Genomic DNA, 16156 nt, shown 5'->3' on the forward strand with positions numbered 1-16156 from the left:
CCGGCTCCAACAGGGCGGTGAAAAACCCGTGGGAGCCGGCTTGTCGGCGAAGCGCTGTCAGCTCTCGTAACCGAGGTTCGGCGCCAACCAGCGCTCGCTCACGCTGACTTCCTGGCCCTTGCGTGCGCTGTAGCGCTCGATCTGGTCCTTGTCGACCTTGCCCACGGCGAAGTACTGCGCCTGCGGATGGGCGAAGTACCAGCCACTGACCGCCGCCGCCGGGAACATCGCGAAGTGCTCGGTGAGGAACACGCCGCTTGGCCCGGTTTCGCCGATGGCGCTGCCATCGAGCAGGCGGAACAGGGTCTCTTTCTCGGTATGGTCAGGGCAGGCCGGGTAGCCTGGCGCCGGACGGATGCCGCTGTACTGCTCCTTGATCAGCGCCTCGTTGTCGAGCTGTTCGTCGCGGGCATAGCCCCAGTGTTCTTTACGTACCTGCTCGTGCAGCCATTCGGCGCAGGCCTCGGCCAGGCGGTCGGCCAGGGCCTTGACCATGATCGAGCTGTAGTCGTCGCCCTTGTCCTGGTAAGCCTTGGCCACTTCCTCGGCGCCGATGCCGGCGGTGGTGATGAAACCACCCACGTAGTCGGTCACGCCGCTTTCCTTTGGCGCCACGAAGTCGGCCAGCGACAGGTTCGGCTTGCCGTCGGGCTTGATGGTCTGCTGGCGCAGGTGGTGCAAGGTCGCCAGCGGTTGGCCGTCTTCGCCATACACCTCGATATCGTCATCGGCGACCTGGTTGGCCGGCCAGAAGCCGAACACTGCGCGGGCGCTGATCAGCTTCTCGTCGATCAACTTGTCGAGCATCTCGCGGGCGTCCTTGTACAAGGCGGTGGCCGCTTCGCCGACCACTTCGTCGGTGAGGATGCGAGGGAACTTGCCGGCCAGGTCCCAGGAAATGAAGAACGGCGTCCAGTCGATGTATTCGGCCAGGGTCCGCAGGTCGATGTCTTCCAGCACCTTGACGCCGGTGAAGGAGGGCACCGCAGGCTGGTAGCCTGCCCAGTCGTACTTGGGCTTGGCCGCTACCGCCTGCGCGTAACTCAGGCGCTCGGTACGGGCGCTGCGGTTGGCGGTGCGGTCGCGGACTTCGACGTACTCCTGGCGGGTCTTCTCGACGAAGCCAGGCTTGAGTTCCTTGGACAGCAACTGGGTAGCGACGCCCACCGCACGCGAGGCGTCGGTGACGTAGACCACCGCGTCGTTGCTGTACTTGGGCTCGATCTTCACCGCCGTGTGGGCCTTGGAGGTGGTGGCGCCGCCGATCATCAGCGGCAGGTTGAAGCCCTGGCGCTGCATTTCACGGGCGACATGGACCATTTCGTCGAGCGACGGCGTGATCAGGCCGGACAGGCCGATGATGTCGCATTTCTCGTCGCGGGCGGTTTGCAGGATCTTCTCCGCCGGCACCATCACGCCGAGATCGACGATGTCATAGCCGTTGCAACCGAGCACCACACCGACGATGTTCTTGCCGATGTCATGCACGTCGCCCTTGACCGTGGCCATGAGGATCTTGCCCTTGGCCTCGGGTTTGTCGCCTTTCTCGGCTTCGATGAAGGGGATCAGGTGAGCCACGGCCTGTTTCATCACCCGAGCGGATTTGACCACCTGGGGCAGGAACATCTTGCCGGCGCCGAACAAGTCACCCACCACGTTCATGCCGCTCATCAGCGGCCCTTCGATCACCTCGATGGGGCGGGCGCACTGTTGGCGACACGCTTCGGTATCCTCGACGATGAACGCGGTGATGCCTTTGACCAGTGCGTGCTCCAAGCGCTTTTCCACCGGCAGCGAACGCCACTCTTCGTTTTCCACTTCCTTGGCCGCGCCGCCGCCCTTGTAGTCATCGGCAATCGCCAGCAGGGCGTCGGTGCCGTGCGGGGTGCGGTTGAGCACCACGTCCTCGACCTTCTCGCGCAGGGCGGCCGGGATCTCGTCGTAGATCTCCAGCTGGCCGGCGTTGACGATACCCATGGTCAGGCCGTTCTGGATGGCGTGGTAGAGGAACACCGAGTGGATCGCTTCGCGTACCGGATTGTTGCCCCGGAACGAGAACGACACGTTGGACACCCCGCCCGAGCTCAGGGCGTAGGGCAGGTGGTCACGGATGTAGGCGCAGGCCTCGATGAAATCGACGGCGTAGTTGTTGTGCTCTTCGATGCCGGTAGCGACCGCGAAAATATTCGGGTCGAAGATGATGTCTTCCGGTGGGAAACCGACTTCGTTGACCAGGATGTCATAGCTGCGCTGACAGATTTCCTGTTTGCGTGCGGCGGTGTCGGCCTGGCCGACTTCGTCGAAGGCCATCACCACCACGGCGGCGCCGTAGCGTTTGCACAAGCGGGCGTGGTGCTTGAACTGCTCGAGGCCTTCCTTCATGGAGATCGAGTTGACGATGCCCTTGCCCTGGATGCACTTGAGGCCTGCTTCGATCACTTCCCACTTGGACGAGTCGATCATGATCGGCACGCGGGAGATATCCGGTTCACCGGCGATCAGGTTGAGGAAGCGGACCATGGCGGCCTGGGAATCGAGCATCCCTTCGTCCATGTTGATGTCGATCACCTGGGCACCGGCCTCGACCTGCTGCAGGGCGACTTCCAGAGCCTCGGTGTAGTTCTCTTCGCGGATCAGCCTGGCGAACTTGGCCGAGCCGGTGATGTTGGTGCGCTCGCCGACGTTGACAAACAACGACTGGCGATCGATGGTGAATGGCTCCAGGCCAGACAGACGGCAGGCCTTGGGGATTTCCGGGATTTCCCGTGGCTTGTATTTGGCCACCGCTTCGGCGATGGCCTGGATGTGGCCTGGGGTGGTGCCGCAGCAGCCACCGATGATGTTGAGGAAGCCGCTGGCAGCGAACTCTTCGACCACTGCGGCCATTTCCGCCGGGGTTTCGTCGTACTCACCGAAAGCGTTGGGCAGGCCGGCATTGGGGTGGGCCGAGACGTGGGTATCGGCCTTGGTCGACAGTTCTTCCAGGTAGGGGCGCAGGTCCTTGGCGCCCAGGGCGCAGTTCAGGCCGACGGAAATCGGCTTGGCGTGGCGCACCGAGTTCCAGAACGCTTCGGTGGTCTGGCCCGACAGGGTGCGGCCGGAGGCATCGGTAATGGTGCCGGAAATCATGATCGGCAGTTCGATGCCATCGTCCTCGAACACCTGTTGCACGGCGAAGATCGCTGCCTTGGCGTTGAGGGTATCGAAGATGGTTTCGATCAGCAGCAGGTCGGCGCCGCCTTCGATCAGGCCGCGGGTGGCCTCGATGTAGTTTTCCACCAGTTCGTCGAAGGTGACGTTGCGGTAGCCGGGGTCGTTGACGTCTGGGGAAATCGAGCAGGTGCGGCTGGTCGGGCCGAGCACGCCAGCGACGAAGCGCGGCTTGTCGGGGGTTTCCAAGGTCTTGGCATCGGCGACCTGGCGGGCGATGCGGGCACCCTCGACGTTGAGTTCATAGACCAGCGATTCCATGCCGTAGTCGGCCTGGGAAATCTGCGTGGCGTTGAAGGTGTTGGTTTCGAGGATGTCTGCGCCAGCATCCAGGTAGGCCTTTTCGATGGCCGCGATGACATCGGGGCGGCTCAGCAGCAACAGATCGTTGTTGCCCTTTACATCGCTTGGCCAATCGGCGAAGCGCGTGCCACGATAGTCGTGTTCCTCGAGCCGGTAGCTTTGGATCATAGTACCCATGCCGCCGTCGAGGATCAGGATGCGCTCCTTGAGTGCGTTCTGGAGTGCTTGGAGACGAGCGCTGCGGTCGGACATAAGAACTACCTGGTCGGGCAAATATCAGAAGGTGCGGAATCATAACAAAGCTGCGCGGTTTTTAGGCGCGTCGGCCTTTTCCATGAATTATGCTCATGTTGGCAAACACGCACTCAGGGACGACCAGGCACACCGTGATGGCATTCAAGAACCAGGACTTTCGGCACATGTTGCATCGTTGTTTTCTTGCCTGGGCAGGCGCATGCGCGCTGCTCATGAGCGGCATGGCTGGCGCGCAATCCCCCCAGTCGAGCCCGGCAATTTCCTATACCCGCGACATCCAACCGATCTTCACCGAGAAATGCGTCGCCTGCCATGCCTGCAATGACGCTGCCTGCCAGCTCAAGCTGGAGAGCCCCGAAGGGGCGGTGCGCGGCGCCAGCAAGGTCCCGGTCTATCAGGGCGAGCGGAGCAAGGCGGTGCCCACCACGCGCCTGTTCTACGACGCCCAGACCGAAGAGCAATGGCGGGCCAAGGGCTTCTATTCGGTGCTCGACAACCAGGGCAGCCAGGCGGCGTTGATGGCGCGCATGCTCGAACTGGGGCACAAGACACCGATCACCCCCAATGCCAAGCTGCCCGACGAGATCGTCCTGGGCCTGGAACGCAACAACATGTGCCCGATGCCCCAGGAGTTCGACGCCTACGCTGGCGCGCACCCCAAAGAAGGCATGCCGCTGGCGGTCACAGGCCTCACCGACAAGCAATACCAGACCATGCAACGCTGGCTGGCGGCAGGCGCGCCGGTCGAATACCAGCCGATCCAGCCGAGCGCGGCAGAGGCAAGGCAGATCGGCGAGTGGGAGGAGCTGCTCAACCGCCCGGGCTCGACCGAAGCACTGGTGGGGCGCTGGCTGTACGAACACATGTTCCTGGCGCACATCTATTTCGTCGGCGGCGAACAGGGCCACTTCTTCCAGTGGGTACGGTCGCGCACGCCGAGCGGCAAGCCGGTCGACATCATCGCCACGCGCCGGCCCAACGATCCGCCTGGCACCGACTTCTATTACCGTCTGATTCCGGTGCAGGGGGTCATCGTACACAAGACTCACATCACCTATCCGATGGGGCCGCAGAAGCTCAAGCGGGTCAAGCAACTGTTCTACGCCGGCGACTGGCACGCCACATCGCTACCAGGCTATGGGCCGCGGCACCGGGCCAATCCGTTCGAGACGTTCGAGGCGATTCCAGCAGTGGCGCGCTACCAGTTCATGCTGGATAACGCCGAGTACTTCGTGCGCACGTTCATCCGCGGCCCGGTGTGCCGTGGGCAGATCGCCACCGACGTGATCCGCGACAACTTCTGGGCGCTGTTCCAGGAACCGGCCTTCGACCGCTACGTCACCGATGCCAAGTACCGGGGCGAGGCCACGCCGTTGCTGGCCATGCCCGGCCAGATCGATGATGTCGGCAGTGTGCTGACCCTGTGGCATGCCTACCGCGACAAGCGCAATGAGTATGAAAAACTGCGTCGTGCGGCCTATGCCGAGATGCCAGTGCCGACCTGGTCGACACTTTGGGCCGGCAACGACAACGCGCTGCTGACCATCTTCCGCCACTTCGACAGCGCCACGGTAAGCAAGGGGCTGATTGGCGATGTGCCGTTAACCATGTGGCTGTTCGATTACCCGCTGCTCGAGCGCACCTACTATCAATTGGCGGTCAACTTCGACGTGTTTGGCAACGTTTCGCACCAGTTGCAGACGCGCCTGTACTTCGACCTGATCCGCAACGGCGCCGAGATCAACTTCCTGCGCCTGATGCCGGCGGACAAGCGCGGAGCGATCCTCAGCGACTGGTACCAGAACGGTGGCAAGGTGAAGATGTGGCTCGACTACGAGGACATCGACGACGACACGCCAAGCGGCCTGAAACTGGACAAGCACGACCCCAAGCGCGATTTCGGTCTGAAACTGCTGCAACGGACCAAGAGCATCAACGCCTCACCTGACCCGATCAATCGCTGCACGGGCGCCTACTGCTCGCGGCCGGAAGTAAGCGAGGAGTTCCGCGATGCCGAACAGTCGTTGAGTCGTCTGGTGTCGCGTCCGGCGGCTGGGCTGAAGGTGATCGACCAGTTGCCCGAGGCGACCTTGTTGCGTATCGAAGGGCAGGGTGGCGAGCGCCAGATCTACAGCCTGCTGCGCAACCGCGCCCATAGCAACGTGGCTTTCCTTCTGGGTGAAGCACGTCGTTACCAGCCGGGGCTCGATACCCTGACCTTGTACCCAGGCGTGCTCACCAGCTATCCGAACTTCATCTTCAATGTGCCCGCCGCCGATGTGCCGGAGTTCGTCGAGGACCTGGAGTACGCCGGCGACGATGCCGAGCGCTTCGAGCGCATCGTCATGCGCTGGGGGATCCGCCGCAGCCATCCGCAGTTCTGGCACTACTTCCACGACCTGAACACCTACATCAAGGAGACCCAACCGGTAGAAGCTGGTGTACTGGACATGAACCGCTACGAAAACCTCTGATCGGTTCGGCTGATCTTTCCACCAGCACTGCGGTCGGAAACGGTAGGTGGTCCCAGGGCGGCGATATCGCCCTGGGGCCTCAATGCACCGGCAATCGCAGGGTATTCCATGCTGTATTCGCTCCAAGCGCTGCGGGCGTTCGCCGCCTGGGTGGTGGTCTGTCACCACTTCATGCAGATCTTCTTCGACTTCCATGCCACCGGCCCCATTGGCCAACTGTTCAGTGATCGAGGGGCGGTGGGCGTCGATATCTTCTTCGTCATCAGTGGCCTGGTGATCTACCTCTCGACGCGAGACAAGGTCATCGAGCCACGCCAGTTCCTGCTCAATCGCGCCCTGCGGATCGTCCCCGCGTACTGGTTCTATACCCTGATCATGGCGGCACTGATTCTGGCGTTCAGCCGTTGGATGCCGCATCAGGTGTACGACGGCCAGCACCTGCTGCTGTCGCTGTTGTTCATTCCGGCGGAAAACCCCGGCGGCTATGGGTTGTATCCCACCCTTAATGTCGGCTGGACGCTGAATTTCGAAATGTTCTTCTATCTGTTGTTCGGCCTGGCATTGCTCGTGCGCCGCCGCCATCAGCTGTTGCTGGTCACCGTGGCGTTGCTGGTGACCAGCGAAGTGCTCGGACGCATGGGCGTGCTGAGCCGCTTCTACCACAACGGCATCATCTACGAATTCCTGCTCGGCATCGGCCTGGGCGTGTTGTACCGGCGTGGCCTGGTGCGTGAAGGGCGGGTCCTGCCCCTGATGGTGCTGCTGGCCGCAGGCTTTGCCATCTATCACCTGGATGCCTCGCAGCGCCTGCTGCATTGGGGTATACCCAGTGCCTTGATCGTCCTGGCGTTCGTGTCGCTGGAACCCTGGTTGCGTGGCAATCGGCTGCTCAAGACACTAGGCGATTGTTCGTATTCGGTGTACCTGATCCACGTGCTGGTGCTGTATGCCGGCTGGTTCGCCAGCCAGCGCCTGGGCCTGAATCCGTACCTGACCTTCGCCTTGTGCGTGCCGTCCATTGGACTAATGTCCTGGTTCAGTTACCAATGGCTCGAACGTGGCTTGTACCACCGGATGCAGGCATGGCTGGCGCAGCCGAGGGAGACCGAGACGGGTTATGCGCTTTCCCGAGTCAAATACTAGGACTTTGTTCGAGGGCCGGGTTGGCGTACACTTGCCGCAAGTCTGTGAGGAACCTACATGAGCGCTATAACCATTACCGACGCCGCCCATGACTACCTGGCCGATCTGCTCTCCAAGCAGAACACGCCTGGCATCGGCATCCGTGTCTTCATCACCCAGCCGGGTACTCAGTACGCCGAAACCTGCATCGCCTACTGCAAACCGGGTGAAGAAAAGCCCGACGACATCGCCGTGGGCCTGAAAAGCTTCACCGCCTACATCGACGCCGTCAGCGAGCCGTTTCTCGAGGATGCCCTGGTCGACTACGCCACCGATCGCATGGGCGGCCAGCTGACCATCAAGGCGCCCAATGCCAAGGTGCCGATGGTCAACGAGGACAGCCCGATCAACGAGCGCATCAACTACTACCTGCAGACCGAGATCAACCCGGGGCTGGCCAGCCACGGCGGTCAGGTGAGCCTGGTCGATGTGGTCGACGACGGCATTGCCGTGCTGCAGTTCGGCGGTGGTTGCCAGGGTTGTGGCCAGGCCGATGTGACCCTCAAGGACGGCATCGAGCGCACCCTGCTCGAGCGTATTCCCGAACTCAAGGGTGTGCGTGACGTGACCGACCACTCGCAGAAAGAGAACGCTTACTACTGATCAGGCGAAGCGTTGCATTCGATGGCTGGAAGCGGCGCTGATTCTCTTCGCTCTAGCAACAAAGTGTTACGGATTCAAGCCCTGCGACAACAGGCCGCAGCCCGTAAACAAAGGGCTGCAGGCCATCCGCCCCAAGGTTGGGTAGCTGCCCTGGGGGTGTCATGCCAGAATGCCCCGGTTTTTCGGCCGACCCGTCCCGAGGGTCGGCACCTTCCCTGTAAAGGATGGTTCCATGAATGATCTGTTGACCCGGCGCGCCGTTGTGGCCGGGATGGGCGTTCTCGGACTTGGCTTGTTGGCGGGCTGCAGTCCGGCGCGTGGGCTCGAGTTCAAGTACGGCAAGAACATGAGCAACGAAATCCTCGGGCGCAAGTTCCGCCTCAAGGATACCCAGGGCAACGAGCGTACCCTGTCGAGTTTCTACGGCTCCATGCCGATGATCTTCTTCGGTTTCACCCAGTGCCCGGCGGTCTGCCCGACCACCTTGGCGCGTGCGGTGCAAATCAAGAATCTGCTCAGGGGGCGAGACCGCGAGCTGTTCCAGGTGGTGTTCATCACCCTGGATCCGGAGCGCGACACCCCTGAAGTGCTCGACGCTTACCTCAAGGCCTTCGACCCGTCGTTCACCGCCCTGACCGGCACCCCGGAGGAAATCGCCGAGGTGGCCAAGGAATTCAAGGTGTTCTACGAAAAGGTCCCGGCCGGCGACACCTACACCATCTCTCACTCTTCCACCAGCTACGTCTACGACACCCGTGGCACGCTGCGCCTGAGCCTGGGTCATTCCCTGAACGCCAAGGAATGCGCCGAAGACCTGGTCACCCTGATGGAGATTTGCTAATGGCTGTTTCACTGCAACCGATCAAACGCGGCCTGGCCGCCATTGCCTTGCTGGGCATGGCTTTGCCAGCCTTGGCCCAGACCACCGTGAGCGAAGCCTGGGTGCGTGCCACCGTGCCGCATCAGCCTTCCACCGGTGCGTTCATGACCCTCACCGCCAGCAGCGACAGCAAGCTGGTGAGCGTCGCCTCACCCGTTGCCAAGACCGTGCAGGTGCACGAGATGACCATGAACGGCGACGTCATGGGCATGCGTGAGGTCAAAGCGGTCGAGTTGCCCGCTGGCAAAGCGGTGAACTTCGACCCCAGCGGTCTGCATGTGATGCTCATGGGCCTGAACCAGCAGGTCAAGGAAGGCGACAAGGTGCCGCTGACCCTGACCATCGAGGATGCCGAGGGGAGCAAGCAAACCCTGGACGTGCAAGCCGAGGTGCGCCCGCTCAACACCGAAGCCGGCGGTGGTCACGACCACATGCACATGAACCACTGATGCACGAGGGGCCGCGCAATGCGGCCCCGTTCGTTTCACGGCTCAGCTGCGAAAGCGCGGCAGCGGCCGATCCAGGTTCAGCGACGTCAGCGTCCTGCGGACCTGGGCTTCGTCGGCCTCGATAGCCTTGAGGCTGGCACGGATCTTACCGGCTGCAGGCACGTCGCCCTGCCGGTCGATCCAGTCGGCGATCTCCTTGCAGGCACTGCTCAGGCAGGCCTGGCGCTGGGTCATCAGCGTCAGGAGGGTGGTGATTTCTCGTTCGGACATGGCAGGAACCTCCGTTCAGCCATCTCAGTGTAGCAGTGCTGTGTGGCTACGCCTGCGGCATACCGTCGCTTGGCCTAGCCCTGCAGACAGGCGTTTCGGTAAGCCCCTGGGGTGACTCCGAAGGCCTGCTTGAACTGGCGGTTCAGGTGGCTCTGGTCGGCGAAACCCAGGGTGAAGGCAACATCGCTGGCAGCCAGGCCACTGCGCAGGAACTCCCTCGCCCGCGCCAGGCGCCGCTGCTTCAACCAGGCATGGGGCGGCAAGCCAGTGGCCTGGCGAAACACCCGGGCAAAGTGGAAGGGGGACAGGTTGACCGCTGCTGCCAGCGCCTCCAGCGAAGGTGGGTCGGCAAGGCGGCTTTCCAGCAATTCGCGGGCGCGGGCCACGGCCAAGGGTTCGTTGCCCGCCGCGGCCGGCTCGGCGCAGTGCCCATGGCGCTGGACCAGCGCCAGCACTGCGTGGCGCCACGCGGTCTGTTGTTCCAGAGCGCTGGCTGCAGATTCCGACAACCTGTGCAAATGGCTGAAGGCGCCGGCCAAGGCCGGATCGTGGATCACGCTGGCCTTGAAGTGGGGTATGTCACGACGACCCAGCTCCAGCTCATCCAGCACCCCGCTGACCCTGGCCTGCTCGGGATAGAAGCCACGGTAGCGCCAGCCGGCTTCGTCGGCCGTGGCCCCGGTGTGTAGCTCATCGGGATTGATCAGCACCATGCTGCCTTGCGGCGCCAGGTGCTCGCTGCCGCGGTGCCAGAAGCGTTGGGCGCCGGACTCGATCACGGTGAACACATAGCCTTCGTGCACATGGGGGGCGAAGCGTTGCTGGTAGTAGCGGGCATGCAGCATCTCGACATCGCCGAGGGCGGGCGCCTGCCAGAGGTGGGTTTGTTCGCGCAGGGGGCGGGTCATGTCAGCCAGCTACGCAGCAGGAAGAAAATCAACATGCTCACCAGCATGCTCAGCAACACGCGGCGGGTCAACAGCACCAGCACCACGGCGGCGACCGCCCCCAGCAGATAGGGGTTGAGCGGACTCAGATTCAGCTGATGGTCGGGCAGGAAGATGATCGGGCCACAAATGGCGGTGAGCATACCGGGCACGGCAAAACCCAGGAACTGTCGTGCATTGGAGCTCAGGCGCAGTGGTAGGCGCGGCTCCAGGAAGGCATAGCGGTTGAGGAACACCACCGCGCCCATGGTGAAGATCAGCAACCAGATCATTGGCGGGCCCCCGAGAATTTCTGACAGACGAAGCCCGCGGCCATGCCCAGCAAGCCGGCGCTGACCAGGGCGGTGTCCCAGTGCCAGTGACTGAACAGCACCGAGCAGAACAACGACACGGCCACGCACACCAAGGTGGCCAGGTTACGCACTAGCGGCGCGATCAGCGCTACGAAGGTGGCGACGATGGAAAAATCCAACCCCAGTTGGTCCAAGTGTGGAATGGCTTTGCCGAGCATGATGCCGGCGAAGGTGAACAGGTTCCAGGCGACGTAGAAGGTCAAGCCAACACCGAGCGCGTACCAGCGATTGAATTGCTGCTGATCGTGCTGACTGGTCAGGGCGAAGAACTCATCGGTCAACAAGAAACCCAATCCCAACCGCCAGCGCAGGGGTTGGCTGGACAGCAGAGGGCGCATGGACAGGCCATAGAGCAGGTGCTGGGACGTCAGCAGCAGGGTCGTCAGCAGGATCGATACCAGGTTGGCGCCGCCCTTGAGCATGCCGATGGCCACCAGTTGCGCCGCCCCGGCGAAGACGATGGCCGAGAGCCCTTGGCCTTCCCAGGCGCTGAGGTTGGCCTCGATCGCCATGGAGCCTGCCAGAAGGCCCCAGGGCGCAACGGCGAGCGAGAGTGGCAAGATGGCAATGGCACCCCGCAAGAAGGCGTGACGAGCAATGGACGATGGGCTGGACATGGTGGCGAGGTCAAAGCATGGATGGGTCGGACTGCCAGCATGCCAGAGCGGCCATCGGGTGGCTTGAACGATCTTGCTCAGCGCATCAGCGCCCAGGCAGGCTCAGCGATGGCTGGTCAGCCGTTGCTGGGCGGCGGCGCAGCCGTTGATGTCCACGGCTTTCTGCAGCAGGGCCTGGCGCTGCGACGGGTCGAGGTCGCCGAGCAGGCGGTAGACCTCGGCCTGGTAATCGCGCTGGCGCCCCCATTGCATCTCCAGCCCTTGCGGTTGGCTGCGGCTGCAGGCCAGGCGTGCGGCGGGTTGCGGATAATAAGGCGCATACAGGGTCGCCATGCTGGGGATTGCTTCGAGGTCGCTGCGGTAAGCCGGGCTGGCATTGTAGGGGGGGCACCAGGTGGCGATCGCCGTAGCCGGCGGCGCGAAGCCTTGCTTGAGGCTCGACTCCAGCAGCGGGCAGGCGGCATCGGGGATCTGGGCGGCCGGCAGGTAGGTCATGTAGTACAACGCCAGACGATACTGCGCTACCGGGTGGCCCAGTGCCACGGATTTCTTCAGCAGCGCCACCGCGGTGGGCAGGGTACGCGCCATGGCCTGGCCCTGGCGGGTGAGTTCGGGGTCGGTGCCAATAGCGGTACGCAGAGTGCTCGGTGTGTCGTCCTGGGCATCGGCCTGCTCGAGCAACGGCAGGGCCTGGCGGTACAGCAGGTCGGCATGGGGGTCGATATGCACTTCCAGCGCGCTGGCGCTGCAAGGAGCCAGGGCCAGGAGCAACGAGCCCATCAGGTGGACGCGGCTCACAGGCAGACCTCGTTCAGCCCAGGGGCGAGGCAGGCAGTCAGCTGCGGATGGACGACTTCGATGTTCATGCAGATACCCGTTGGCCTCAGGCGAAACAAGACGACGGCGTATTCTAGCCATGGGCGGGGGTGCGCTGAAAGGCTTATGCGACATTGTCAGACGAGCTTGATCGGCGTCACCTTGCGCTGGGCGTGCTTTTCCTGGGCCAGACCGAGTTTGGCGGTGATCACCTTGGCCAGCGCATTGTTGCCCAAATCGTTCAAATGCAGGCGGTCGACGAACAAATCGGCACCGAAGACCGGAGAGCTGCTGAGCATGCTGTTCATGTCGTAGCACGGCACAGGGTCGGCCTGCTGCTTGATGCGGCGGAAGAAGGCGGTATGCAAGTGGCTGTCGAAGACGCCGTCGAGCAGCCGGTCGAAATTGGCCGGCTCTCGCTCCAGCGCCTCGAGGGCCGCCTGTTCGCCGGCAGGCAGCGTATCGCGGCACCAGGGTAGCAACGGTTGCAGGATGAAGGTCAGGCTGGTGTGGCTACCTGCCAGCAATCGGTCCCATTGCAGGAGCGTGCGGCCGATACTGTCGGCGGCGCGATTCAGGCGCTTGCTCGGCGCTGACAGCGACCACGGTACCGCGGTGGGTGCTGGACGCGGTGCCAGGGTCTGCAGCAAGCGGCGCCAGAGCGGTTTGCGTGGTTGCCCGTCGGTGCCTGTGACGCCTTCATTGAAGCTGTTGAGAAAGTCCTGATAGGCCGCCGCCTGCAGCGGTTGGTTGGCAGCTCCCAGCACTTCGCCCAAGGCCTCGTGGGCGAGGCTGTTCAGGCCGCTGAGCACGACCACGTGGCCGACCTTGCCGAAGCGATGCTGGTGACTGAGGAACAGCAGCAGTTCCTGGCTCGCGTTGAGCCCGCAGCCGGCCAGGCTCAGCCACACCTCGCCGGTCAGCATCGACAGGTGCGAGGCTACCGTGTGCTCGTCGCCGCTGGCACCGATGCCCAAGGCCGTAGAGCCACCGACCAGCAAGTTGACCCGCGGCGCGCCACCCCGTTCAGCGGCGGAGAAGCGCTTGCCCGCGCAGTGGCTGTAGCGCAGGCCGAGGGCGTCGGTGTTGATGGTGCCGGAGCGGTATCCGCTTTCGTGCATATGCAAGGTATGGGGGAGCCGGCGTCGACCGAGCAACAGAAAATGCTGGTAATCCTGTTGCAGAGGCGACGGGTTCTCCGGTAACGAGCGGGTGGTGTCGGTCGGTCGCATGAGACTCCGTGATGGCGGGCGTGGTGTCGGCGCAAGACCGTCAGCCCGCCAACTCCTTGATGTTGTAGGCCAGCCCGCCTGCGGCGATCAGCAACAGCGCGACCCCCGAGGCCAGCGAGATGAGACGGCTGCTGCGCTGCGAGGCGATCTTGCCGATGGCGAAGATGTAGAGACTGAGCACTGCAAAGTCGATGGCGACCCACAGCAGCGATAGGACCACCATGCTCTTGCCGAACGACTCGGTGATCTGGATGAACTGCGGGAAGAAGGCGATGAAGAAAATGATGTCCTTGGGGTTGGAGATGCCCACCATGAAGCCTTGCCACAAGCCGCCGCCGCGCACCGCGCGGGCGACCTCGCCCGACGCTTCGGGGGACGGTGCCTGAAGTGCGTCTTTCAGGGTGCCGATGGCGATGTAGCCGATGAACAGGCAGCCCAGCAGGCTCATGCCGCTGAGCCAGGTCCTGTCGATGGCGGCGCTGGTCATGATGATCCACGCTGCGGCGCCGATCAGCACCAGGGAGGCCCAATTGGTGCCGACGGCGGTGAAAATGGCCTTGCGCGAGCCAGAGGCGGCGGCCGTGTTGACGATCAGTGCCACGACCGGGCCGGGCGTGGCGATCAGCAGCAGGACGGTCAGGGCGTAGGTAGCGGTCAGTGCGGTATTCACGGTCAGTTCTCGATCACGGTATCGGTTGTCGCATGGGCGTGGAAGGGGCAGCGCGAAGGGTTGAGCGAACCCTGTTCCTGCAGCTGGTACTGCTTCCACTCGTAGTTGTCCCGGTCGCCGAAGGCGCCCAGGGTGTCGGGCACCACGCCGTCGTTATAGTGGCGGACCCGGTCGCGGATCCGCGCACGGATACGCCTGCCGCTCTCGGTCGCGGCATTGGCGACTTCGTCGAAGTTTTCCCGTGGGTTGATGACGAAGGTGATGTGCGGCCCCAGGTTGCGGCTTTTCATCTGCTGGTGGCCTGGAAAGTTCATGTTGATAAACAGGGGCATCCCGGCATAGCAGAACGACCAGTCGCTGTCTTGTGGGTCGGTGGGCATGGCTTGTGGCCAGGGCTGCGGGTCGCGCGCGTGCACGCCCTCCAGGACCTTCCAGGCCAGTGCCTGCTGCTGTGCCAAGGTGCTGTCGCCAGGGGTTTCGAGAAACACCACCAGCGGGCTGCCGATGCGCTGCTTGAGCGGGATCGGCTTGATGGTAGCGACGTAGTCGGACAGGCCGCGGGCGATATCGTCGGCCAGATGCTCGGCGCGGGCGAAAAGAATATGGCAGCTTTCTCCAGCCACGGCCTTGCGCCCGAAAAGGCACGGAAAGTCGGGATTGGCAAGCACCCCGCGAAAATGTTGTATGGTCTGGTAGGTCCAGTGTTGGCAGTGCCGGACATGTTCAGAGTTGAGCTCTAGCGCGTCCAGGCGATAGCAATTTCCATAACCCGTAAACATGATTTCCCCAGGCGTTTTGTTAAGTGGGTGATCCAGTCATATGCAGGCAAGATGGTTAATTATCTTGGTTTTTTACCTGCATTTTCTGGAACGCCTGTCAGCTTGTAAAACGCGTGGAACTATGACCTACTATTAGTCTTACTCATGCTGCGAGGGCTTCATGTCGGAACGGATTCAGGCTTTGCATGCCCTTCGGGCCTTCGAGGTGGCCTCGCGCTACGGTTCGTTCACGCGCGCGGCTGAAGAACTGGCCCTGACCCAGGGCGCCGTCAGTCACCACATCAAGACCCTCGAATCGATGTTCGGTTGTGACCTGTTCGAGCGTCGTGGCCCCAAGCTGCGGCTGACCGAGCACGGGCGACTGCTGGCCCAGGAGCTCAAGGTCGGCTTCAAGATCATCGAGAATGCCTGCGCACTGCTGCGCCAGGACCGCTACGGACTGCGCCTGAAAGCGCCCTCGACCTTGACCGTGCGCTGGTTGCTACGGGCGCTGGACGGTTTCAAGAGGATCGACGACAACTGCAGTGTGCAGTTGTCCAGCGTGTGGATGGATATCGACACGGTGGACTTCTACTCCGAACCGTACGACTGTGCGATCTTGCTGGGCAATGGGCGGTTTGCCGCCGACGTCGAGAGCTTCAAGCTGTTCGACGAGTGGCTGATCCCGGTCTGCCAACCCGACTACATGACCCAGGCCCAGCCGGAGCTGGCCGACCTGCGCCAATGCGAATTCCTTCACCCCTCGCCGGACAGGCGTGATTGGCGGCGCTGGCTGGCGCGTATGGATGCATTGGACATCAGCATCGACAAGGGGCAGGTGTTCGACACCCTCGACCAAGGCATTTCCGCGGCGCAGCAGGGCCTGGGCATCTCGGTGGTCGACCTGACGCTGGTCAGTGCCGACCTGGCGGCCGGCCGCCTGGCCACGCCGTTCAAGCATGCGGTTGCAACGGGCGACGGCTATTACATGGCCTGGCTCAAGTCCAGCCCCAAAGCGCGACAGATGCTCAAGCTGCGTGAGTATCTGCTCAGCCAGGTGCCGCCGTTGGCGCACAAGGACATCCACTACCTGTACGACTGAGACCAGGGTAGGGCCGTTGCCTGGTGCCGCTCGCG

General features: G+C 62.9%; 15 protein-coding genes. 6 read left to right on the top strand and 9 right to left on the bottom strand.

All coding sequences use genetic code 11. The features are described from left to right. Nucleotides 1-57: 57 nt before the first annotated feature. A complete protein-coding gene (gene metH / locus KY379_RS13965) occupies nucleotides 58-3765 on the bottom strand; it encodes a methionine synthase (protein WP_261240494.1) in 3708 nt (1235 codons plus the stop codon). Nucleotides 3766-3902: 137 nt separating this feature from the next. Here metH and KY379_RS13970 point away from each other — a divergent pair, with 137 nt between their 5' ends. From KY379_RS13970 to KY379_RS13990, 5 genes are all read left to right on the top strand, one after another. Further along, nucleotides 3903-6242 carry a fatty acid cis/trans isomerase gene (locus KY379_RS13970; protein ID WP_409977273.1) on the top strand — a complete coding sequence of 780 codons (2340 nt, stop codon included), beginning with the start codon at nucleotides 3903-3905 and terminating at the stop codon, nucleotides 6240-6242. 108 nt (nucleotides 6243-6350) lie between these two features. Then, nucleotides 6351-7385 (top strand): acyltransferase family protein, encoded by a 1035-nt coding sequence (locus tag KY379_RS13975; RefSeq protein ID WP_133326967.1) that lies wholly within the window; start codon nucleotides 6351-6353, stop codon nucleotides 7383-7385. Nucleotides 7386-7442: 57 nt separating this feature from the next. Beyond that, nucleotides 7443-8027 carry a Fe-S biogenesis protein NfuA gene (gene nfuA / locus KY379_RS13980; RefSeq protein ID WP_133326965.1) on the top strand — a complete coding sequence of 195 codons (585 nt, stop codon included), beginning with the start codon at nucleotides 7443-7445 and terminating at the stop codon, nucleotides 8025-8027. A gap of 232 nt (nucleotides 8028-8259) precedes the next feature. Further along, the gene (locus tag KY379_RS13985; RefSeq protein ID WP_133326963.1) at nucleotides 8260-8868 is read left to right on the top strand and encodes an SCO family protein; all 609 of its coding nucleotides are present in this window, start codon (nucleotides 8260-8262) and stop codon (nucleotides 8866-8868) included. Then, nucleotides 8868-9356 carry a copper chaperone PCu(A)C gene (locus KY379_RS13990; protein ID WP_261240497.1) on the top strand — a complete coding sequence of 163 codons (489 nt, stop codon included), beginning with the start codon at nucleotides 8868-8870 and terminating at the stop codon, nucleotides 9354-9356. Before KY379_RS13985 ends, KY379_RS13990 begins: the two co-directional genes overlap by 1 nt. A gap of 42 nt (nucleotides 9357-9398) precedes the next feature. Here the strand turns inward: KY379_RS13990 and KY379_RS13995 are convergent, their stop codons facing one another. From KY379_RS13995 to KY379_RS14030, 8 genes are all read right to left on the bottom strand, one after another. Next, nucleotides 9399-9626, bottom strand: coding sequence for a hypothetical protein (locus tag KY379_RS13995; protein WP_133326959.1), 228 nt, complete (start codon nucleotides 9624-9626; stop codon nucleotides 9399-9401). Nucleotides 9627-9700: 74 nt separating this feature from the next. After that, a complete protein-coding gene (locus tag KY379_RS14000) occupies nucleotides 9701-10534 on the bottom strand; it encodes an AraC family transcriptional regulator (RefSeq protein ID WP_133326957.1) in 834 nt (277 codons plus the stop codon). Then, the gene (locus tag KY379_RS14005) at nucleotides 10531-10845 is read right to left on the bottom strand and encodes an AzlD domain-containing protein (RefSeq protein WP_196172690.1); all 315 of its coding nucleotides are present in this window, start codon (nucleotides 10843-10845) and stop codon (nucleotides 10531-10533) included. Before KY379_RS14005 ends, KY379_RS14000 begins: the two co-directional genes overlap by 4 nt. Continuing rightward, the gene (locus KY379_RS14010; protein WP_133326953.1) at nucleotides 10842-11543 is read right to left on the bottom strand and encodes an AzlC family ABC transporter permease; all 702 of its coding nucleotides are present in this window, start codon (nucleotides 11541-11543) and stop codon (nucleotides 10842-10844) included. The genes KY379_RS14005 and KY379_RS14010 overlap by 4 nt, the downstream gene beginning before the upstream one ends. Nucleotides 11544-11645: 102 nt before the next feature. Then, complete coding sequence (locus KY379_RS14015) at nucleotides 11646-12323, bottom strand: sel1 repeat family protein (RefSeq protein WP_133327216.1); 678 nt, start codon at nucleotides 12321-12323, stop codon at nucleotides 11646-11648. Nucleotides 12324-12496: 173 nt separating this feature from the next. After that, nucleotides 12497-13591 carry a hypothetical protein gene (locus tag KY379_RS14020; protein WP_133326951.1) on the bottom strand — a complete coding sequence of 365 codons (1095 nt, stop codon included), beginning with the start codon at nucleotides 13589-13591 and terminating at the stop codon, nucleotides 12497-12499. A 40-nt stretch (nucleotides 13592-13631) separates the two neighbouring features. Then, complete coding sequence (locus KY379_RS14025) at nucleotides 13632-14261, bottom strand: LysE family translocator (RefSeq protein ID WP_133326949.1); 630 nt, start codon at nucleotides 14259-14261, stop codon at nucleotides 13632-13634. A 2-nt stretch (nucleotides 14262-14263) separates the two neighbouring features. Then, on the bottom strand, nucleotides 14264-15040 hold the full coding sequence (locus tag KY379_RS14030; protein ID WP_133326947.1) for a YqcI/YcgG family protein: 777 nt from the start codon (nucleotides 15038-15040) through the stop codon (nucleotides 14264-14266). A 160-nt stretch (nucleotides 15041-15200) separates the two neighbouring features. On the opposite strand from KY379_RS14030, the gene KY379_RS14035 reads away from it, so the two are divergent. After that, a complete protein-coding gene (locus KY379_RS14035) occupies nucleotides 15201-16121 on the top strand; it encodes a LysR substrate-binding domain-containing protein (RefSeq protein WP_133326945.1) in 921 nt (306 codons plus the stop codon). The last annotated feature ends 35 nt before the right edge of the window (nucleotides 16122-16156 follow it).

Source organism: Pseudomonas sp. HD6422, assembly GCF_025377065.1.
Taxonomy (GTDB): domain Bacteria; phylum Pseudomonadota; class Gammaproteobacteria; order Pseudomonadales; family Pseudomonadaceae; genus Aquipseudomonas; species Aquipseudomonas putida_U.